At 40.5% G+C, this 21435-nt stretch carries 21 protein-coding genes and 2 riboswitches; of the genes, 2 read left to right on the top strand and 19 right to left on the bottom strand.

All coding sequences use genetic code 11. From position 1 onward, the window contains the following. Window positions 1-6: 6 nt before the first annotated feature. Window positions 7-1056: a YpbB family protein gene (locus QFZ72_RS10605; protein ID WP_307432844.1), complete on the bottom strand. Its 1050-nt coding sequence runs from the start codon at window positions 1054-1056 to the stop codon at window positions 7-9. A gap of 282 nt (window positions 1057-1338) precedes the next feature. Here QFZ72_RS10605 and QFZ72_RS10600 point away from each other — a divergent pair, with 282 nt between their 5' ends. Further along, a complete protein-coding gene (locus QFZ72_RS10600) occupies window positions 1339-1587 on the top strand; it encodes a ferredoxin (RefSeq protein WP_307432841.1) in 249 nt (82 codons plus the stop codon). A gap of 42 nt (window positions 1588-1629) precedes the next feature. Here QFZ72_RS10600 and QFZ72_RS10595 read toward each other — a convergent pair whose 3' ends face one another. Then, window positions 1630-2214 (bottom strand): ECF transporter S component, encoded by a 585-nt coding sequence (locus QFZ72_RS10595; protein ID WP_307432838.1) that lies wholly within the window; start codon window positions 2212-2214, stop codon window positions 1630-1632. A 147-nt stretch (window positions 2215-2361) separates the two neighbouring features. Beyond that, a riboswitch (FMN riboswitch) is annotated at window positions 2362-2499 on the bottom strand. Window positions 2500-2678: 179 nt separating this feature from the next. Here QFZ72_RS10595 and serA point away from each other — a divergent pair. After that, window positions 2679-4253, top strand: a complete 1575-nt coding sequence (serA, locus tag QFZ72_RS10590; protein ID WP_307432835.1) for a phosphoglycerate dehydrogenase — start codon at window positions 2679-2681, stop codon at window positions 4251-4253. 96 nt (window positions 4254-4349) lie between these two features. Here the strand turns inward: serA and QFZ72_RS10585 are convergent, their stop codons facing one another. The 17 genes from QFZ72_RS10585 to QFZ72_RS10505 form a co-directional block, all read right to left on the bottom strand. Further along, complete coding sequence (locus tag QFZ72_RS10585) at window positions 4350-5603, bottom strand: ATP-binding protein (RefSeq protein WP_307432832.1); 1254 nt, start codon at window positions 5601-5603, stop codon at window positions 4350-4352. A gap of 162 nt (window positions 5604-5765) precedes the next feature. After that, window positions 5766-6578: a histidinol-phosphatase gene (locus QFZ72_RS10580; protein WP_307432829.1), complete on the bottom strand. Its 813-nt coding sequence runs from the start codon at window positions 6576-6578 to the stop codon at window positions 5766-5768. 66 nt (window positions 6579-6644) lie between these two features. Beyond that, window positions 6645-7502: a M23 family metallopeptidase gene (locus tag QFZ72_RS10575; protein ID WP_307432827.1), complete on the bottom strand. Its 858-nt coding sequence runs from the start codon at window positions 7500-7502 to the stop codon at window positions 6645-6647. Window positions 7503-7926: 424 nt separating this feature from the next. Next, window positions 7927-9069, bottom strand: coding sequence for a hypothetical protein (locus QFZ72_RS10570; protein WP_307432824.1), 1143 nt, complete (start codon window positions 9067-9069; stop codon window positions 7927-7929). Continuing rightward, window positions 9066-9602, bottom strand: coding sequence for an RNA polymerase sigma factor SigX (gene sigX, locus QFZ72_RS10565; protein WP_307432821.1), 537 nt, complete (start codon window positions 9600-9602; stop codon window positions 9066-9068). Before sigX ends, QFZ72_RS10570 begins: the two co-directional genes overlap by 4 nt. A 285-nt stretch (window positions 9603-9887) precedes the next feature. Beyond that, window positions 9888-10466, bottom strand: a complete 579-nt coding sequence (locus tag QFZ72_RS10560; RefSeq protein WP_307432819.1) for a cob(I)yrinic acid a,c-diamide adenosyltransferase — start codon at window positions 10464-10466, stop codon at window positions 9888-9890. A 71-nt stretch (window positions 10467-10537) separates the two neighbouring features. Further along, window positions 10538-11053, bottom strand: coding sequence for an ECF transporter S component (locus tag QFZ72_RS10555; RefSeq protein ID WP_307432816.1), 516 nt, complete (start codon window positions 11051-11053; stop codon window positions 10538-10540). A gap of 14 nt (window positions 11054-11067) precedes the next feature. Then, window positions 11068-11487, bottom strand: a complete 420-nt coding sequence (locus QFZ72_RS10550; RefSeq protein ID WP_307432813.1) for a DUF4430 domain-containing protein — start codon at window positions 11485-11487, stop codon at window positions 11068-11070. A 166-nt stretch (window positions 11488-11653) separates the two neighbouring features. Continuing rightward, window positions 11654-11856, bottom strand: a riboswitch (cobalamin riboswitch). 90 nt (window positions 11857-11946) lie between these two features. Then, the gene (locus QFZ72_RS10545; RefSeq protein ID WP_307432811.1) at window positions 11947-13752 is read right to left on the bottom strand and encodes an ATP-binding protein; all 1806 of its coding nucleotides are present in this window, start codon (window positions 13750-13752) and stop codon (window positions 11947-11949) included. Next, the gene (locus QFZ72_RS10540; protein WP_307432808.1) at window positions 13749-14471 is read right to left on the bottom strand and encodes a response regulator transcription factor; all 723 of its coding nucleotides are present in this window, start codon (window positions 14469-14471) and stop codon (window positions 13749-13751) included. The genes QFZ72_RS10545 and QFZ72_RS10540 overlap by 4 nt, the downstream gene beginning before the upstream one ends. Before the next feature lie 254 nt (window positions 14472-14725). After that, window positions 14726-15901 carry a c-type cytochrome biogenesis protein CcsB gene (ccsB, locus tag QFZ72_RS10535; protein ID WP_307432806.1) on the bottom strand — a complete coding sequence of 392 codons (1176 nt, stop codon included), beginning with the start codon at window positions 15899-15901 and terminating at the stop codon, window positions 14726-14728. A gap of 25 nt (window positions 15902-15926) precedes the next feature. Beyond that, on the bottom strand, window positions 15927-17564 hold the full coding sequence (resB, locus tag QFZ72_RS10530; RefSeq protein ID WP_307432803.1) for a cytochrome c biogenesis protein ResB: 1638 nt from the start codon (window positions 17562-17564) through the stop codon (window positions 15927-15929). A 16-nt stretch (window positions 17565-17580) separates the two neighbouring features. Further along, window positions 17581-18102: a thiol-disulfide oxidoreductase ResA gene (gene resA / locus QFZ72_RS10525; RefSeq protein ID WP_307432800.1), complete on the bottom strand. Its 522-nt coding sequence runs from the start codon at window positions 18100-18102 to the stop codon at window positions 17581-17583. A gap of 100 nt (window positions 18103-18202) precedes the next feature. Next, window positions 18203-18928: a 23S rRNA pseudouridine(2605) synthase RluB gene (rluB, locus tag QFZ72_RS10520; RefSeq protein WP_307432797.1), complete on the bottom strand. Its 726-nt coding sequence runs from the start codon at window positions 18926-18928 to the stop codon at window positions 18203-18205. A 178-nt stretch (window positions 18929-19106) separates the two neighbouring features. Beyond that, complete coding sequence (locus QFZ72_RS10515) at window positions 19107-19634, bottom strand: spore maturation protein (protein WP_307432795.1); 528 nt, start codon at window positions 19632-19634, stop codon at window positions 19107-19109. 1 nt (window position 19635) lies between these two features. Beyond that, window positions 19636-20229, bottom strand: a complete 594-nt coding sequence (locus QFZ72_RS10510) for a nucleoside recognition domain-containing protein (RefSeq protein WP_307432793.1) — start codon at window positions 20227-20229, stop codon at window positions 19636-19638. Then, the gene (locus tag QFZ72_RS10505) at window positions 20222-21379 is read right to left on the bottom strand and encodes a D-alanyl-D-alanine carboxypeptidase family protein (protein ID WP_307432790.1); all 1158 of its coding nucleotides are present in this window, start codon (window positions 21377-21379) and stop codon (window positions 20222-20224) included. The genes QFZ72_RS10510 and QFZ72_RS10505 overlap by 8 nt, the downstream gene beginning before the upstream one ends. Window positions 21380-21435 lie beyond the last annotated feature (56 nt).

The raw sequence follows: 21435 nt of genomic DNA, 5'->3' as shown, positions 1-21435 counted from the left end.
TTCCCCCTAAAGACGCGTAAAAGCGAGCCTGATCTGAAAATATGAATACCGGTCTTTCAGTGCTTCTTTTACAATTCTCAGCTGATGCGTGTTTAATTCTTCAATCTTCATAGCAATAACCTGCAGACAATCATCCGCTAAAAACATGGATAAATCAAATGAAGAGTCATTCAAAGAAATCTCCACGATATGATCTTCAATCGTGCTTTGTTTTAAATGCCGGATTCTTGCAATGTCCTCCAATGATTTTCCCAGACGGATCAGCTGCAGCGTTTTTGAGGTAGATTCAGTAAGAGGGTGAATTCTTGAAAGGTCTTGTACCATCGAGTACAAAAGCGGATATTGCTGTGTTTTCAGGCTGCATTCTTCAAGCACACGATGAATGAGGTTCCAAAACAAAATTTTTATGTACTCTGCATCTTCTTTAAATTTTTCGCCCAGCTGTTCGTACGTCAAGCCAATGCGCTGATTTGAAGTCAATTGATAAACCCAGATCGCTGCCTCCCAATCTGAAAAACGCTGAAGATGACTGAGCATTTCATGATAAAGAGCATCTGACAGTTCCGTTTTATTCACAGCTGACCTTTTTAAAAATTGCTTTACCCACCGCTGCACTTTTTCATCTTTTGTTACAGGCAAATATATTGTGCTCCCTGCTTTTGAGTGGGACAGAACTTGTGTCATCAGCATGAGTCTCTTCCAGAAAAGAAAACCAATTGAAGCATAGATTGATCCATTCAAGCTTGCGGGAATAGGCTTATTGTCCAGTACTGATTCAAGGAGCGTTTCAGCTTTATTTGTTAATAAATGAGTATCTTTATCTGAATAAATTAAGTACCCTTCTTCTGTGAGAAACTGCACAGCTGCATCAAAATCTTTTCTCTTTAAACCCGGATACATGCCGAATAAATTTGAAAGGTGAAACAGCTTGCTGTCCTGGATAGTCTGTGAGGATTTTTTCCCTTTTAACAAATGGAAAACGGCTGATGATGAGCGTTCCCCGCCAAATTTCTTCAGGCAATCTAAATAAATAATGTCTAAATAATTTTGAGTCATCCACATCACCTTACACTTTTTGACACATTTCGATTCTTGCTTCTATTGTAACAGATTCCATCTGAAAATTGGCGTTTAAAGTTGCCTGAAAAGGGTATCTTATATACTAGAAAGCCTTGTGTGATAAGCATTCTCAATGTACTTTTCTATTGAAAAGTTTCGAAAACAGATTTACAATGTATAAATATAAAGAGGTACGCACCTGATTTTTCAGTCTTAAGCTGACAAATGAATGAATGTACCATATCATAGAGAGTGACCATTTCAGAGGAGGTTTTTTTTATGGCAAAGTATACAATCGTTGACAAAGATACTTGCATTGCTTGCGGTGCATGTGGAGCAGCAGCACCAGACATTTATGATTATGATGATGAGGGTATTGCATTTGTAACCCTTGATGATAACCAGGGAATTGTCGAAGTACCTGATATCTTAGAGGAAGACATGATGGACGCTTATGAAGGCTGTCCGACTGATTCCATTAAAATTGCAGACGAGGCTTTTGACGGCGACGCTTTAAAGTTTGAATAGAAAATAAAAAAACCCTCTGCAATTGCAGAGGTTTTTTTTTAATTAAGCAGCACGTTTATAGTCAGATTGTGCATGAACCCATGTTTTCAGCTTGGCGAAGATCGCCATAAACACGAATCCCATGACAATTCCTTTGATTAAGTTAAAAGGCAGAATTCCTGTTGCAATAAGGGCGCGCAATTCTGGCGCTGCCATTGCCGGGGCATTAAGGAACCAAGTGTATGCCGGTATGAACAGGTAATAATTTAACACACTCATGACTAAGGCCATTACGATTGTGCCGATTGAAAGTCCAATTGCAAGGCCTCTCATTGAATTCATTTTACGGTACATATAGGAAGCAGGCAGGATATATAAAACGCCTGCGACAAAATTAGCCAGCTGGCCAACAGGAACTCCTGTTGCATTCCCCATAATAATGTAATGAAGAATATTTTTGATCGCTTCAACCATAATTCCAGCAGCAGGCCCAAACAGAATAGCTGCAATAATGGCTGGAACATCTCCGAAATCAAGCTCTAAAAAGCTTGAAAATCCAATCGGAAAATTAAATATCATTAATACAAACCCTACACTTGCAAGCATTGCGATTGATACTTGCTTTTTCACCTTACTTTGCTGCATCATTCTCTCTCCTTTTTCGATCCATCCGGAAAGAAAGGAAACGTCCTGTTATTTCCCTGCAAAAATAAAACCCTTTGCGCATCGTACACAAAGGGATAATTTAAGCAAGGTCAAATAAACGTTTAAAATTCGCATTTTAAACGCCAGAACCTCCATCTTCTCCCATCCAGACTATACTGTCGGCTCTGGAATCACACCAGATCCTGCCAAACTGCTAACGGCTCGCGGGCTAGAAACATTTGTTTCATTACCGCCGGTCGGGAATTGCACCCTGCCCCGAAGATAGATCATATTATTTTGTATTCGAGATAATTATACTGTATCCATTTCATTTTGTGAATATAAATGCTTAATCATTCTTTTTCTAATAATAGTCTTTACCCATTTAACGCTTTACTCTTATTGACATAATACTCTTAATATGATAAATTATCTGATATTTAGCAGAAGTGCTTAGGGGGATAAACATGTATCGAATTTTAGTTTCTGATTCAATGAGTGCAGATGGACTTCAGCCGTTGCTCGCAGCAGAAAATGTAGAGGTTGTTCAGAAAAAAGCGTCTGAGGCAGCAGTCGAGCTACATACGTTTCACGCTTTGCTTGTCAGAAGTGCCACTAAAGTGACGGATGAATTAATAGGTAAAATGCCGTCTCTTAAAATAATCGCAAGAGCCGGCGTTGGAATCGATAACATTGATCTTGATGCAGCGACTAAACATGGCGTTGTCGTCATTAATGCACCAGACGGCAATACGATTTCTACAGCTGAGCATACCTTTGCTATGATGACTTCCCTTCTCCGCCATATTCCGCAGGCGAATGTATCGGTTAAGTCTAATGAATGGAATCGTACAGCATTTGTAGGAATTGAGCTTTACGGCAAGACATTGGGTATTGTCGGTCTCGGCAGAATCGGAACAGAAATTGCTAAACGAGCGCAGGCGTTTGGAGTAAATGTACTTGTATTTGACCCATTTTTAACACGTGACCGCGCTGCAAAAATATCAGTAAAAAGTGCGAGTCTTGATGAACTTCTCGAGCAGGCGGATATCATTACGGTTCATACCCCTCTCACTAAAGAAACACGCGGACTTATAGGAGCAAAATCATTGCCTAAGACTAAAAAAGGCGTTTATTTGCTCAACTGTGCACGAGGCGGGATTATCGATGAAGAAGCCATCATCCCCTTTTTAGAGAACGGCCATATTGCAGGAGTAGCGCTGGATGTATTTGAAACAGAACCTCCTGTTAATCACCCGTTATTGCAATATGACAATGTAATTGCAACTCCGCATTTAGGAGCTTCAACGAAGGAAGCGCAGTTAAACGTTGCAGCCCAGGTCGCTCAGGATGTTCTTCACTTTCTGGACGGCAAAATGGTGACTACATCCGTCAACCTGCCGACATTAACAAAAGAAGTATTTGAAAAAATTCAGCCTTTTTACAAGCTTGCCAAGAAAATGGGGAACGTTGTATCACAGTGCATGAAAGAGCCTGTGAATGACATATCTATAAAATATGAAGGATCAGTAGCTGAGCTTGAAACTTCATTTATTACAAAAAGCTTGATTGCAGGGTTCTTAACTCCCCGTGTTGCTTCGAATGTAAATGAAGTAAATGCAGGCATGATTGCAAAAGAACTCGGGATCAGCTTCAGTGAAAAAATCACTTCAAATCAGTCTGGGTATGCAAATTGCATCACTGTAACCATTCATGGAGATCAAACGAATTTTGAAATAAAAGGCACGCACATTCCTCATTACGGTGAACGAATTGTCGGCATTAATTCCTTCAATATCGACTTTTACCCATCAGGACATCTTATTTATATTCAGCACACCGACAAGCCTGGGGTCATTGGACGCGTAGGACGGATTTTAGGTGACCATGAAGTAAATATTGCAACCATGCAAGTAGGACGCAAAAATGCCGGCGGAGAAGCCATCATGATGCTCTCATTCGACCGTTCCTTAGACGAATCCCTGCTGACAACTTTATCTGAAATTGATGATATCGTTTCAATTAGAGCGATTGAATTATGAAATGCGGAACCGAGGGATTAGACAATGGAGCTAGACAAAATAAGTAAAGCTTCATTCATAAAAAAACAGAGAGCAGGCTGCCTGCTCTCTGTTTTTTTATGCTCTTTTCATTGGAATTTCAATTTCAACGGCAGTCCCTTCTCCAACCTTGCTGTGAAAAGAAATTTTACCGTTATGTGATTCAATGATTCTGTAGCTTACGGTCAGTCCCAGTCCTGTTCCTTTCTCTTTTACGGAGTAGAAAGGTTCACCAAGTCTTTTAAGTCTTTCTTCCTCCATGCCCTCACCATCGTCTGCAATAATAACGAGAGCATGTTCCTTGTGCTGGCTGACTTTTATCTCAATGGTTGTAGATCCGGCTTCAATCGAATTCTTGATGACATTAATAAAAACCTGTTTAAGCTGATTAGGCTCACAATCTATATCCGGCAGGCCGATTGCATGCCTGAATTTGATATTGACATTGTACATATTTGCCTGTGATTCTAATAAAGAAATGACATTGCACAAAAGCTGGTTCAAATTTGTCTTTTTAAAATGGATGTTCTGCGGCTTGGCCAGAACAAGGAGCTCGCCGACTATCTCATTGATCCGGTCAAGCTCGCTTTCCATGATTTCATAATACGTTTTATTTACACTGTCATTTTTATTCATAAGCTGAACAAATCCCTTTAGGGAAGTCAGAGGGTTTCTTATTTCATGAGCTACGCTTGCAGCAAGTCCGCCGACAACACTTAATTTTTCAGCCTTTTGCAGACGGTCTTCCGCTTCTTTCATTTGAGTAATATCGCGTCCGATTACGACAAGCGCCTTTCTGCTTTCGTCTTCGTTATACAGTGGAACCTTGATCGTATCAAACGTTTTATAGCTACCATCCGGCAATGAGACAATCTCTTCACTTCTGCTGACGGCTCCGCCCTGCCATGTGATCTCGTCAGACTTTTCGCAATAAAGCAGTGCCTCTTTATAAAAGTCAGTGTACTCAGCAAGCTCTCTGTCTGTTTTTCCTTTATAGTCGACACCCTGCAGCTGAAATAAATTCAAACCAAACGTATTCACTTCAATCCAGCGGCCTTGTCCATCTTTGAAATTCACAAAATCCACCATAGAATTGATAAGAGACAAAAGCTTTTCTTTCTCGCGTTCTAATTCCTTAAACTGTTCATTTTTATTAATCAGGTAATAGATGAAAATACTTGTTGCGACTATAAAAACGACAGCTTTTAATTTTGAAATTAGAATAAACGTATAAATATCGTAGTCAAAAAATGCAACTAGATGATCGGTCCCAAATACCCAGATAATACTGATCAAAATATATATATAAAGAACTTTTTTCATATTCGACATGAGTATCTCCCGCAAAATGATGTATAGACTTTCATTTTACTACTATTATTGACTAAATAGATAGGAGACGATTGAATTTTATCTATTCAGAAAAGAAAGTGAAAATAATTTTTTACACACTAAAAAAGTGCTATTTCAAATGAAATAACACTGTTCACACGATTATTTAAGAGGCACTTCTTTTCGTTCCCCTTTTTGAAACGTCATTAATGAAGAATAGCCGACTTTTTCGGCAAGGGCAATGGCCTGGTCATAATCCGCACCTACGTCACCAGGTATATGAGCGTCAGAAGAAAGGACGATCGGAATGTTTTTCTGGAAACAAAGCGATAGAAGCCTCTCATCCGGATACAGTTCCCCAACAGGTTTTCTTAAGCCGGCTGTACTGATCTCAACACAGGTTTTCGAAGAGGAAAGGGCATCTGTTGCCCGTTCATACTGCTTCATTAAAAATTCTTCATCGCCTGGCACATATTTAAAAATCTTTACTAAATCAAGGTGACCCACAATATCAAATAAGTTAGACTGTGCAAGAGTTACGACCTGATCGAAGTATTTTTCATACACTTCATTCACATCACGCCTGTCCCATTCATGAAGAAATTCTTTTAAGTCAATGCCAAAGTCATCAACCCAGTGGATTGAACCTATTACATAATCAAAATCATATGTATCAATGAATCTTTTCATCTCGGCATGCTTTCCTGGCGTATAGTCCATCTCAATAGACATTTTCACATCAATTCCGTGATTCCAGGCCTCTTTAAAAAGATCAACATAGTCCTTCATATCATAGTATCGTCTCTCTTCAACCCATGGATTGCTTAGTATATCTTTAGTCTGATAAAAATGATAGGCATGCTCTGAGATTCCAAAGTGCTGAATGCCTTTTTTTGCAGCTTCATCTGTGAATTGCTTCAAATATTCAAGTGTCAGGCTGCCTCGTTCTAAATGATTGTGATAGTCTGTGCGCATCGTCTGCCCCCCGCAAGTTTTGTCCATTATAACTTTTTTTGCGCAGTGTGACAATGCATTTTCCGTTTATTCTGAAGAACTGGAATGATTAGAAATTTTTAAGTTCTGATAAGGAAATATCGCTTCCGTTTTTAAACGATTTTCTTTTTTCAGCTGCTGAACAGAAACTTGAAACTCATCTGCAATTGAGAAAAGTGTATCTCCCTTTTTAACTGTGTATGTTTTAAGTTTCGTCTTTTCTTTTACAATTATCCCTTGGCCTATTTCCAGACTGTCTGAAGTAAGCCCGTTCAGCCCTTTTAAAGCTTCAACGGAAAGACCGTATGCCTTTGAAAGCCCCCACAGCGTGTCCCCTTTTTTCACAGTAATAGCAGCTGGGTTTTTCACTTCAGCAGAGGCGGGCTGAGAAAGGACAGGCACTGGTTCAATCTTGTTTGCAGCCACCATTAGAAATGGATCAACAGCATTTTTTTTATCGTAGGTCCACTTTTCCTTATGTACTTCAAAATGAAGATGTGTCCCTCTGGAAACCCCGGTATTTCCGATAATGCCAATTTCCTGCCCTTTCTCCACTTTAGCAGTTTCCGAGACTGACCTTTTGCTTAGATGAGCATAGACCGTTTCATAGCCTTCAGGATGATGAATAAATACAACATGTCCATATGTATCTGAATAATAGGATTTCGTAACATGGCCCTCCTGCACTGACTGAATGGTTGTGCCTTCAGGAGCTGCAATATCAATTCCTTTATGCTTGCCGCTTCTTGTTCCAAATGTATCTGTAATCGTACCCTTTATCGGGCTTGACCATTTTACAGCATTTGCTCTTTCTTCGGCCTTTGCCTGCGTTCCGCTTACGAATAATAGAACAATGCATACTCCGATTAATAATGCGATTGACAATCTTCTTAACAAATCTAACATAGCTTCCCCCTAGATACTTGTTTGTCAAAAAATGACCAATACTAGTATTATGCAGTGATTTCCATTTCATACATGAAGATTGCCTTTACAAAGACCGTCCTTGTTTTGATAAGTGCGGGAAGCAGGATAAATCCTGTATTTTTTCTATAACTTTATATCATAATTAAAATTAGATTTTTTTTATGAAACTGCTTGTTTCTCTTTTTAAGTTTGCTTGCTGCCTCTATTAAGGCGAACCTGCCTTAAGCTTGTTTTGCCCTTCTTTTTAAATGCGAATTATGATTATTCAGCGGAAAATATCAGCTTATTTGCGAAAAGGCTCTTCTTTTCAGCAAAATCGTGAAGTTACCAGGCTCGGCAAAATCCAATAAAATAAAATGAAAAGAAAAAACCGCAGCATACCTGCTGCGGTCTTCACATCTCTTTATTCTTTTAAATCGACTGGATTTGGAGAAAATGGCACAGGCACTGCCTCTGTAACATCCATCTCTCCGACTCTATCTACATTTATTCCTTCAAACTTCACATTCTCATATCCAAACTCTTTAGCTGTCATTAGGATGGCTTCAAGCATCAGAGTATCTGTTTCATTATCATCAATTGTTGATTCATCTGTAAACTCAATTGTTACGTTATGATTTTTTTCTTCAATCTCTTTAATGACCACTGTTTTTTCGATGACAGGCTTAAGCCCGAGCGTTCCATTGCCTTTCATTGCGGACAATGCCTCAGACAGCTTTTCGAATGGGAGCAGGGATGGTGCAAGAAGTTTAGGCGCTTCAAGGCTCTCTTGGTATAGGAAATAAGCTTTTCTTTTGAATTTGTCCAGTTTCATTCCTTCCTGGAAACCATATGCACCAAGCTCTATACCTTTCTCTCCGTTTTTATAGTACTCTGCTTCTTCCACGCCCTGCCAGCGGAAGGACTCTTCAATGCCTTCTGTAAAAAGTTTGTTGTCCGTTTCTGAAGAGGACTGAGCAAAAGAATTTTCGTTCACGTCGATTAAAAGCTTAGAAGTCGTCCCTTCCGCATAATCAAGGTTAGTTCCCGTTAAAGAAGAAGAACTCAAGCCGAGCTGTGCTGGATCAAATGCTGAAAGAGCCGATTGAAATAATTTCAGATAATCTTCACTCTTCTCCATTTTAACGCTGACTGGAATCATGTTTTGAACTTGCTGATCAGGATATGCAAGTGTGACAATTGAAACCTGGTCTTCGGGACGGGCAACAAATGTGGTTTTTTTAGACTGAACGTAAAGGTTAGATTCACTCTTTAAACTTGAGTCCTGTATGGATTGCTCTGCTTGTTCATAACTTGCTTTGTCAGTGCTTGAATCTGATTTGCTTTCGTTTACTCCGAGCTGATTAAGGAAGTATGGCGATATTAATAAGAGTATGATAAGTGCGGCAATGCTTGCGAAAGCAGGTGTCACCCAGGGCTTTCTGTGTTTATATTCTTTTTTCGGCAATCGGGCATAAATTTCAGCAGAAGTCCGTTTATCTTCAATCGCAGGAAGCTTTCTTAGGGCTTTTGCAATTTGTTCTTCATTCCAATTTGATTTGTTCATCCCTTTAAAATCCCCTCCTCCCTCACATTATGGTCAGCCAAATGTTTTTTTAATGCTTTTAATGCTCTGTGCTGTGTGGTCTTCACCTTACTCTCAGTAAAGCCAAGTGCAGCCGCAGTCTCAGCAATGGACAGCCCTTGAAGATAACGGAGAATGATGACAGAGCGCTGGTCTACTGTACAGCTGTCAAGAGAACGGTATATTCCCTGCAATTCTTCATTTTGAGCGGCAATTTCCTCGGGCAAAGGATGAACATCCTGAATTTGCTGCCGGTCCCAGTCAAATGTTTCAAGAATTCTTTGCTTTAATGTTTTTTGCTTTCTGAAAAAGTCGATGGCAACATGCCGTGCTATAGAAAAAATCCACGTTTTTTCACTGCTTCTGCCTTCAAAGCTGTCATAGGATTTTAAAATGCGGATATATACTTCCTGAACGAGGTCTTCAGCCTGCTCACGATTTTTTACCATATAAAATAAGAATTGAAAAATATCTCCATGATATTTTTCATAGATCCTCTGAAAGGCCTCTTCCATGAATGTACCTCCGATCACACCATTAGTCGATTTTCTTTTATAAAAAGTTACATATTATTCACTAATTCCATTAAGAAAAGCGCAAGCGCCCGTTTAGCTCAGGCATGACAGATAAGAATCCGCCAGAAAAGTCGGGTTTTGACTTTTTTTGGCAGATTCGTTCTGACACGCGCTCTAGGCGCCGGAGCCGAACGCAGATATCTTTATTATATAATCCACAGCCTTTTTACTTTTATAAATTCCTGAACGTATAAAAAGGAAGGTGCTCCCTTCCTTCCAGCTATTTTATGACTGTTTAGGCTTCGTAAATACGATTGCGCTTCTTTCGTATTCTACATCTTTAGAGCCAAGCCTCGCATTCGCAACTCTTGCAGCAGCAAAGAAGTAATCTGACAATCTATTCATATATGTTAGCACGTGTTCATTAATCTCCGTCTGCTTCTGCAGGGAAACGATGCAGCGTTCAGCTCTTCTGGCTACTGTTCTTGCTATATGTATCGCCGATGCTGCCTGTGTGCCTCCGGGAAGGATAAAGCGCTGCAGCGGAGGAGCTTCAGCAGAATAATGATCGATTCTTTCTTCTAAAAATGCAATCATTTCAGCTGTTGTTTTATAGGGATGCTTCTGTTTGCCATGTATAACCGCAAGATCGCTGCCGCAATCAAACAGCTCATGCTGGATCTTTTCAAATTCATGATACAAGTCAACCAGTTTTTCTTCATGAAGCCACGTCATGGCAAGACCGACAAATGAATTTACTTCATCAATTGTGCCGTATGCCTCGACTCTTAAGTCATCTTTGTCGACACGGCCGCCAATTATACTTGTTTTCCCTTTGTCGCCAGTTCTCGTATACAGATTCAATTTTAAGCAGCTCCTTTAGGGTTTAAAATAAAAAGAGCGAATCTTATCGCTCTTTTATTTTACCATTTTTCTTATTGCATTGTTATGCCATAATCCTTCTTATTCAAGTAATACTCAAACGTTTTTCGCATAACAGGATAAAGCAGAAGAAAGAAAATTCCATTTCCGATTGCATGTGCGGTATCAAAAGGCAAACCTGCAAGGTAATAAGCTAAGCCATGGTCAGTTAAAACAAACATATTCAGTGATACAACAAACCCGAATAGATAACCCGACAATACAGAAATGGGTGTAAAGATGATCAGACGATTTGATTTCACATATTTGCCTAATAGACCTGATAATAACGCGAGTGTACCCCATGCGAGCATTTGCCAGATTGTCCATGTCCCCATTCCGAGCAGCAAATTGCTCAAGAAGCAGCCTAATACGGCTACAATCATGCCATTTACAGGACCAATTAAGATAGAAGTAATCAGAATAATCGCTGTCATTGGCTGGACGTTCGGAACAAATTGAAAGGCCATTCGCCCTACAACTGATAAAGCAATCAGCAGGGAAAGCAGACTGATTCTTCTAGTTGTCATAACGTGATCCAGGATTACTCATATTTTCTTAAATCGAACTCTACTTTATCTCCATCTTTCAGCTCGATTTCATTAGCACCAGTCATCGCATCTTCGCCATTTACGATTAAGTGCCAGTAGGTTTTATCCTTATCGCTTGCCATCATTCCATCAATTCCGCTGATGAACCCTCCAGCTTCTTCCACTTCAAAATTCGCTTTCATTGCATCCATCAGAGTCTGCCCTTCTTCAAAAGATACTTCTTTTGAATCAACTTTCTCTGCCTTTTCGTTTTTAGTCAGTGTTACAACAGCTTTTGTCTCTTCTGTTTTTTCTCCATTTTCAGCAGCCTGCTCTGATCCCGGAGCTTCCTTCTTCGGCTCCTCTGCTGTATTTCCGCATGCTGCAAGCAGCGCTAAAAAGAAAACGGATAGTAAGCTTAAAAATTTATTCACAACAAATCTCTCCTTCTTCTGTATGTATCTATTTGGTGAATCATGAAACCACAAAACAAAAAAGCCCATCTGCAGATGGGCTTAATAAACGGCATAATAAGATACAGATTGTATGCAAAGAAACATAAATCCTGCCGTTTCTATGCTCAACCCCCGAAGAATACAAACAATGTAAGAGATTCCGGCAGGTCTACTGACTTTTGCTTCATTCTCCACTTGAACCTTCCCATATAATAAACAGCAATAGAGCCATCTAATTATACAGTGGTTTAACCCAAAGTTTCGTTGGCAAATACAGTTGCGGGGACAGTTCAGGCATTGCACCTGATTCCCTATTAAGCGTAAAGCACCTATATCTCAAAATATACAATTTTATTAATTCAGTCTTATTTTACATAAAATGACTCAGGTCTTCAACAGAAATTTCATTAGGTGTTCCTTATGAAACAAGAATTTTCGTCACGTTCTATCAGAAAGACTGCTTTTTCGAGGCAAATAGAAGCTGAAGGCTGTACCTTCATTTACCTTGCTGTGCACATTGATCGTGCCGGAATGGGCATCTACGATGTTTTTTGCAATCGCCAGGCCAAGGCCGGTGCCCGAACGGCCTCTAGTTCTTGCTTTGTCCGCTTTATAAAACCGTTCAAAGACAAAAGGCAGATCCTCTTCTATAATACCTGTACCTGTATCTTTTACGTCTATTTTCATGCCGCCAGCAACGGTTTGAACATGAATTTCAACAGATCCCCCTTCAAGCGTATGTCTGATCGCATTATCAATAAGATTCGTCAAAACCTGCTCAATCTTATCGGGATCCAGAACAAACTCAGGGTCTTCTATTAAAAATGAAGAGGTTAACGTGATTTTTTTGTCCCTTGCAAGTCCCTGGAATTTTCGGTTGATTTTTTCAATAAATTCATAAATCGAGATTCGTTCTAAATTCAGAGAAATGTGACCGGCTTCCATTCTTGCCAGATCCAGTAAATCATTAACAAGTCTTCCCATGCGCAGTGATTCATCGTAGATTACCTGTGCAATCTCCTTTTTCTCTTCCTCAGAGCTTGCAATGTCATCGACTATCGCTTCACTGTATCCCTGCAGCATGGCAATCGGCGTTCTCAGCTCATGACTGACATTGGCAATAAAATCCTTCCGCAGCTTATCTAGCCTTCTCTCTTCTGTCATATCTCTGAGAACAGCAACTGCACCCCGAACATATGACTGGTTATAGAGAGGGCTCATGACCATCACCCAGCTCCTGCCCTGAAGATTGACCTCGACTATGTGTTCTCTCTCTGTGTTGACAACTCTTTGAAATAATTCTTTTGCTTCTGGAGGGATTTCCTCTCCCTCATTGATTTGCATTTTTTGTTCGTAGTACCAGGACTGAAGAAACCGTTCAGCAGGGGGATTAGTCACGAGAATCGTCCCGTCAATATTCAGCGTAATGACTCCGTCTGCCATACTGCTTAAAATACTGGTTAAATGTTCTTTTTCCTGGTTAAGTGCATTGATATTGAATTTCAGCTGCCTGCCCATTTGATTAAACGCGACGGCAAGCTCGCCAATTTCGTCATGACTTAAAATCGGCACCTTCGTATCAAACTTTCCGCGTGTAAGCTCCTGCGTTACTTCCCGCATTTTTCTTAGCGGATAAGTGATTCTTGTTGATAGAAAGAATGCGAATATCGTTGTTAATACAATGGCAATACCTGCCGCAAGCAGAATATATTTAGTCGTATGCTTTGTTGTTTCGTGAACAGCAAGCAGCGACTGCGACATAAACACTGCCCCGTTTTCCCCATTTTTCAGCTCATAGGGTACGCCGACGACCAGCACTTCCTCGTTATTATCCGAACTGATCTGCTGCTCTTTTGAGAGTTCGGTGAGCTTGCTGACATTTTTTTGATTTGCAAATACTTTAGACAGCTCGCTGTCATTCCGAATATCCTCCATTTCAAAAACAGGGGTACTGTCAAATTTCTTTGGTGAAAACCAGTATTTGTTCTGATCTTCGACGATGATGATGCTTGTAAGTTCATCGGCCAGTTCCCATGAGATTGACCTCGCCAGTTCCTGATCTTCATGATTTTCAAGTATAACCGAGATTTTGTTGGCTAATTGTGTAAGCTCCCGTTTGGCCTCGTCCACATGATAATTTTCAATGAATTCTAGAAGAAGCACAGTCAGAATTAATAAGACAAATGAAACGAGCAATAAAATGGTAAACCACAGTTTACCGACTACGCTTTTCCAAAACATCATTCACTGCCTACCTCAAATTTGTATCCAACTCCCCAAACAGTCACGATCATGGCAGCTGCATCAGGTGATACCTTGCTCAGTTTTTCTCTCAGGCGTTTTACATGTGTATCTACTGTACGCAGATCACCAAAGAACTCGTATTGCCATACTTCTTTTAATAATTTCTCGCGGTCGTATACTTTGTCAGGCGTTTTCGCGAGGAAATAAAGCAGCTCATATTCTTTTGGAGTTAAACTGACCTCTTTGCCGTCTGCAAGCACCCGGTGTGCATCGTGATCAATAGAGAGATGCGGGAACACGATAACATTCTTAGCTTTCGTTTCTGTTTTCAGGAATGATGTTGTCGATGAGCGTCTAAGAAGTGCTTTCACTCGCAGAACGACTTCTCTTGGACTGAAAGGCTTTACGATGTAATCATCTGTTCCGACTTCAAAGCCCTGAACCCTGTTTACCTCTTCACCTTTTGCCGTAAGCATAATGATAGGAGTGGCTTTTTTCAGGCGCAGTTGTCTGCAAACTTCAATCCCATCGAGTCCGGGCATCATTAAATCAAGCAGGATTAAGTCATATTCTGTAGACAGTGCCATTTCAAGAGCATCACTGCCGTTGTCAGCTTCTTCAATTTGATAGTTTTCTCTCTCTAAATACATTTTCAAAAGTCTTCTGATTCTGTCTTCATCGTCAACGACCAAGATTTTATAGTTCATGTTGTTTTCCATCTTGCTTCTCCTCCTTCAAGTACTCATATACCATTATCTTACCAAAAAACCTTCACTTTATATGAGTGAAGGCTCTCTTGATAAGAAAAGTGCAAGTGCCCGTTTAGCTCCGGCAGACAGATAAGAATCCGGCAGAAAAGTCCAAGTTTGACTTTTCCTCTGGAATAGTTCTGGCCGATGTGGCGGGCGATGGAACTGTACACCACTGCAAAAACTTTATACTTTCTTTTCTCTTAAAGAAAAACTCTTATTAACTAGGCATAAGAATGCAGACCGGCAATCACCAGATTGACAAAAATCAGATTAAACATGATGATGGCAAAGCCAATAACGGCAAGCCATGCTGATTTTTCTCCCTGCCATCCTTTTGAAAGACGCAAATGCAGGTAGGCTGCATAGAAAAGCCAGGTAATTAATGCCCATACTTCTTTAGGGTCCCAGCCCCAAAAGCGTGTCCAGGCGATTTGAGCCCAGATCATCGCAAAAATGAGCGCTCCCAGAGTGAATACCGGAAATCCAATTGTAACGGATCGATATCCGATTTCATCTACTAAATCCAGATTTACGTTTTTGGTGAGAGGCTGAAGGAAAGCTGAGATTCGCTTTCTCAAGATTAACCGGATCGCTCCGTATAATAATAATCCGGTGCCAATTGACCAAATGACAGTATTCAGCTTTCTCGCAGAAATAAGAGCGGGAACTTCAACAAGAGCTTCCATTTTGCCTTCTGTTAAAAGTTCGCCTTTATGAGGGCCTACCAGAGCAGGCATATTATAGATCATTTCTGCATTTTGCTCATTTTTATCTGTCCATTTATAAACGGCTTCATAATCCATCATTCTGAAGGTGCTTGTTATTGCAATGAATGCAATCGTAGCTACAAGTGTATACATGACAACTTCAAGCCAGAATGTTTTCTTGGAATTTTTCGTTTGATCCACTGTCCGGATCAAATAAATCACACCTGCTATAAAGCTGATGGAAAGAATCGCCTGTCCAAGAGCCGCTGTTGTCACGTGAATGTGCAGCCAGCTGCTTTGAAGCGCTGGGATAAGCGGTGAGATATCTGACGGAAACATGCTTGCATAAGCGATAAGCAGCAATGCGACCGGCAGAGTAAAAAGCCCTAAAATAGACACTTTATAAATAAAGTAGAGTACTATAAATGCAAGAACAAGCATCATGCCAAAGAATGTTGTAAATTCAAAAAGATTGCTGACCGGTGCATGACCGGATGCGATCCATCTCGTAATGAAATAGCCAACTTGTGCTGCAAAAGCAAGAATCGTGATTGCAATACCTGCAGTCGCCCATTTACTTGGCTTTTTGTATTCTTTTCTCTTATCACGGATGGCTCCGCCAAAAAGAAATGTCGCAGCCAGATATAAAATGAATGCTGCAAATAGCAAATTACTGCTTAAAGCCGCCACTCCTTTTCCTCCTCTATGACTTGTCTTATTTCTCGTCTGACTGATCCTTCGGCTTTTCAATCAATGTGCCTTCCAGCACTGAATCAATCTCATTTCTAATGCCGTACCAATTCTTATTTGTATGCCCGGCAAGAAGAATTCCTTCTCCGCTTCGTCTTATCCAGATGCGTCGATGATTCCAATACATACCTTGGGTGACACCTATCATGAAAATGGCTCCGCCAAGTCCAAGAAACCAAAGAGTATTGTCTTTGCGAACAGTAAGAGCTGAGAGATTCTTTGTTTCCACGCCTTCAAACTTCATTTTCAGCTGGTTGTCTTCATTTGGTTCGATTGTCTGCTGAATGGCAACGAAGCTTGTTTCGCCCTTAGGTTTATCAGGAGAAATCATTTTAAATACAAAAGCAGGATTATCCGGTATTCTCGTTTTCGTAGCAGGCTCTCCCTCACTGTTAAAATAAAAATCAGGAAGGTAGCTTGCTACTTCTACTTTATAGCCATTACCCAAATCAAATTCTTTTTGAGGATCCAGCAGATCAATTGTCAGCTGTCCAAAGTTTTCCTCCGTCTCTTTGTCTACTAAACTAAATGTCATTTTATTCAATTCATTTAATTTATAATCCACTTGATACAAAGCGTATGAATCATGCTTAAGCGGCTGATTTACTTTGATTTGCTCATCTTTTACTTTTTTTAGCTCTGGCTCTTCCCCGATGACCGCTTCACCTTGTCTCTCGTACAAAGTAACGTTCGTCTGGTAATTTTTTACGACGTTGCCGTCCCCAACTCTAGTAAGAGCATCCTGAAACACTTCATCTTCGCTGTCTTTTTTGTATGTTTCCATCACAAACTTGTCACTGCGGAGAAAATACTTGCCTTCAGTACCCGGAATGACATTCGTTTCCCCTTCGCGGATCCAAATGACATCATCCACATACATTCCCGGTACAAACCTCAGCATAGCTCCAAACAAAAAGATGATCAGACCGATATGATTGACATACGGTCCCCATCTTGAAAAACGATTTTTCTCTGCAAGGAGATTTCCGTTTTCTTCTCGAACATGATAGCGTTTTCTCTTCAGTCTGTCTTTAATAATTTCAAGCAGTTCCTCCGCCTTGTTGACTGAAGGTGTTTCGCTGAATAATCGCTGTCTTCGCATAAAGCTTTCATGGCGTGTGACACCTTGTTTTTTCAGCGCACGATAGAGCGGTACAAAGCGGTCTAAGCTTGCAATGACCAATGAAGCGGCAAGCGCTCCAATTAAAACCATGTACCACCATGAGCTGAATAATTCATGAAACCCCATTTGGAAATAAAGCTGACCGATCACCCCGTACTCCTCGCGGTAAAATTCCTCGGGAGTTACATTTGGCGGAATGTACATGACCTGCGGAAGGATTGTGCCGATTGCTGATGCAATTAAGATCAGTACGATAATCCAGATTCCGACCTTTACAGATGAAAAGAAGTTCCAGATCTTATCGACCGGCGTTTTCTTATAAGTCTGTGAGCGTCTTGCACTGCCATCATATTTCATATCCAATAGTTTTTCAGAAACAGCTTGATTGCTGTCCTTTTCCTCAACAGGACGACCGCAGGATTCACAAAGAATCGTTCCGTGCGGATTACTGTGTCCGCACTTGCATTTCACTTCATTCATGATGAAAACTCCCCGTTTACGGCTTGATTGATTCCATATAGTCCCTGACCATCCGCTCATTCATCTGGCCAGTGATAATTTCTGCTACTTTTCCATTTTTATCTATCAGAAATGTAGTCGGAAGAGGGACAACACCGTATGCTTCTAAAACTTGCCGGTCCTTATCCAGGACGACAGGAAAAGATAAATTATATGTATCCGTAAAGTTCTGTACGGCAATCTTTGATTCTGCGATGTTGACGGCAAGCACTTCTACACCTTGTTCTTTATAATAATCATACTGATTTTGCATGTAGGGCATTTCGCGTTTGCACGGTTCGCACCATGTTCCCCAGAAATTCAGGAAAACGCCCTTTCCCTTATAATCAGAAAGCTGATGCTTGTCCCCGTTAATGTCTGTTAAGACAAAATCAGGGGCGTCGCTTCCAACCTTCACTTTTTCCTTGCTTTGGAAAAAGTTTGTGTATAACGTATATCCAAGTGCTGCAACCAGCACAAAAAGGATGATCGATCTCATGAGCAACCGTCTTTTTTTCATAAAAAACTCTCCCATATCCTCATACATTTCAACTCATTATATCACTGTTTATTTCAAACGTTTTCTTAATAATTTGAAGTTTATGTGAAAATTAAAGGGCTTACTTTCCAAACTTGGCAAGTGATCTAAGCTGTTTGACCTCATGCGGAGATAATTCACGCGCATCTCCTGTTTTTAATCCTTTTAAGTCAAGGAACGCATACGTTTCGCGCTTTAGTTTCAAGACAGGATGCCCAATTGCCTCAAACATGCGGCGGACTTGACGGTTTCTGCCTTCATGGATCGTCAGTTCAATGATGCTCGTCTGCTTCTTTTTATCCAATGAAACAAATTTGACTTTTGCCGGGGCTGTTTTGCCATCTTCAAGCATAATTCCCTTTTCGAGAGCCTTCAGGTTTTCACGGAGCGGAATTCCTTTTACTTTGGCTACATACGTTTTCTCTACTTCACTGCTTGGATGCATGAGCAGATTGGCAAATTCACCGTCGTTCGTCATGATTAAAATTCCGGATGTATCATAATCAAGCCGTCCTACAGGATAAATACGTTCTTTGATCTGGGGAAAAAAGTCCGTAACTGTTTTTCTTCCTTTATCATCAATGGCAGCTGAAATGACGCCGCGCGGTTTATAAAGAATAAAATAGACTGGTTCTTCCTTTTCAACAGGGACACCTGCTACTTCAACACGGTCATTTCCGGAAACTTTAACGCCAAGCTCTCTTACGACTTTCCCGTTAACTGTCACTTTTCCTTCTAATATAAGCTCCTCTGCTTTTCTTCTTGATGCAAGACCTGCATGAGCTATCACTTTTTGTAAACGTTCCATTTCTTTCACCTCGTTAACATCTTACTTCTTATCATTTTTTTATACAAGTTCTCATCAAATGAACCCCTTTAAAAAATGCATGAAGCCTTATTATCTCACAAAAACAGGAACAATGAGACAAAAATATTTCAGCAGATAAAAAGAGGCTCCGCATTTACCGGAAGCCCCTTCAAATCTATTAAAAAAGCATCATGACAATGATGATTGATGCAATGATTCCCATAAGATCAGCAAGCAAACCTACTTTAAGCGCATCCCCCATCTTTTTAACCCCTACAGCTCCAAAATAAACAGTCAAAATATACAAGGTTGTATCTGTGCTTCCCTGCATGACTGCTGCAAGCCTCCCAATAAAAGAGTCAGGTCCGTAGGCAGCAATTAAATCTGTTGTCATGCCAAGTGCTGCTGTTCCAGAAATGGGCCTGATAAATGCCAGGGGAACAATCTCGCTTGGAACGCCGATTGCATCCAATGCCGGTTTCATCATGCCTACAAAAAATTCAAGGGCACCTGAAGCTCTGAAAATCGTAATCGCAACGAGCATGCCCACTAAATAAGGAATAATTGAAAACGCAATATCTATTCCTTCTTTGCCGCCCTCAACAAAAGTTTCATACGTCGGCACTTTTTTATACGTCCCATATAATAGAATAAACCCGATGATCAGCGGGATCATCCATAAAGAGATTAGACTGATCATTCCCATCCTATTTTCTCTCCTTCCGCATTCTTCTATGATAGAAATAGCGGTCAATCAGAATGGCGCCTATGGCTGAAATTATCGTTGCAAGCAAAGTCGGGCCAACAATATCAGTTGGAGATTTTGAACCGTATGTCATTCTTACAGCAATCACCGTCGTTGGAATTAAGGTAATACTCGACGTGTTGACAGTAAGAAATGTGATCATGGATCTGCTTGCAGCAGGTTTGTCTCCATTTAATTTTTTCATCTGCTCCATCGCTTTAATTCCAAGCGGGGTTGCTGCATTCCCCAGTCCAAAAAGATTAGCAATCATATTTGACAGAATGTAGCCCATTGCAGGATGATCTGCGGGAATCTCAGGAAAAAGCCTTTTTACAAATGGTTTAAACAGCTGGGTAAGCTTTTCAAGCAAACCCGCCTTTTCAGCAACCTTCATGAGCCCCAGCCAGAATACAAGGACGCTGATCAGTCCGATGCTGATGGTTACAGCATCTTTCGCGCCTTTGAAAACGGCAGCATTCACTTGTTCCATCGTTCCATTAATCATGGCGAAGACAATGCCGATGACAGTCAGCCCAACCCAAATAATATTAATCATAATCGCTGAAGCCTGCCCCAATGAAAAATAGCTTGCGGAGTTTCTCAAAAAGCGTCGCATCTGGTTTATTTGTTAAACCATTATCATAATAAACCGGAACCTCATCCACTCTTTCGTCTTCAACAATAATTGTGATTTTACCGACAACGTTCGGCACATCCTCCGGGTCATCCCAGTTTTTTTCCGGTTTGAGCAAAGAAACATTGATTCTGAGTTTATCTTCCTCTTCTTCAGTAAGAGGATAGAACACATCTCTTTTTATAAAAAGCTTATTTTTATAGATTTTATCTTTAATCTTTATTTTTTTTAACGTGCCTGAATCTTTTATCTTAAACAGACTATATTTGCTGAATGCCATATTAAACATTCCAATATGATCATTCCAGTCATCTGACGCATCAATTGTGACGGCTACTAGATTCATGCCATCTTTTTGAGCAGTAGAAACGAGGGTGCGTTTTGCCCTTTTTGTATACCCTGTTTTCCCTCCGGTGCTGTACTCATATAAACTTGTCAGCAGCTTATTCTTATTTCTCCATACACGGTCCCATTGTTCATTCGGATTTGGAGCCCGATGAACCTTAGTTCCGGAAATTTTCTGATAGATTGGATTTTCCATTGCGTACCTTGTAAGGATTGCCATGTCATAGGCAGAGGAATAGTGATTTTCGTGATCATCCAGACCATGCGGATTGGCAAACTCCGTATTCATCATGCCGATTTCAGCAGCTTTTTGATTCATTAAATGAACAAACCCTTCAATACTTCCTCCAACATGCTCAGCAATGGCTACTGCCGCATCATTGCCTGAACGGAGCATAAGACCATATACAAGATCTTCAAGTTTAATTTTTTCGCCTTCTTGCAAGTAGACCGCAGAACCCTCTGTATGTATCGCACGATTGCTTACAGTTGCCTTCTCGTCCATCTTTCCGGATTCAATCGCAAGAATCGCTGTCATAATCTTTGTAATGCTGGCAATTCTTCGTTTGGTATGGGCGTCTTTCTCAAATAGGACTCTTCCGGATTCCTGTTCAATTAAAATCGCACTTCTTGCGCTCACGTCCATTTCAGCAGAAGAATGGCGCGGTACTGATATCAGCAAGAAGAAGATGAGTACGATCGCTGTTATCTGTTTCCATTGCCGCATAACACCCACGTCCTTTTATTGTTTTGTACAAGTTTATGCGGATGGACAAAGGTTAT

The organism is Bacillus sp. V2I10 (assembly GCF_030817055.1).
Taxonomy (GTDB): domain Bacteria; phylum Bacillota; class Bacilli; order Bacillales; family Bacillaceae; genus Bacillus_P.
The sequence above is the reverse complement of the archived record's forward strand: the minus strand, read 5'-3'. Positions and strand labels throughout refer to the sequence as shown.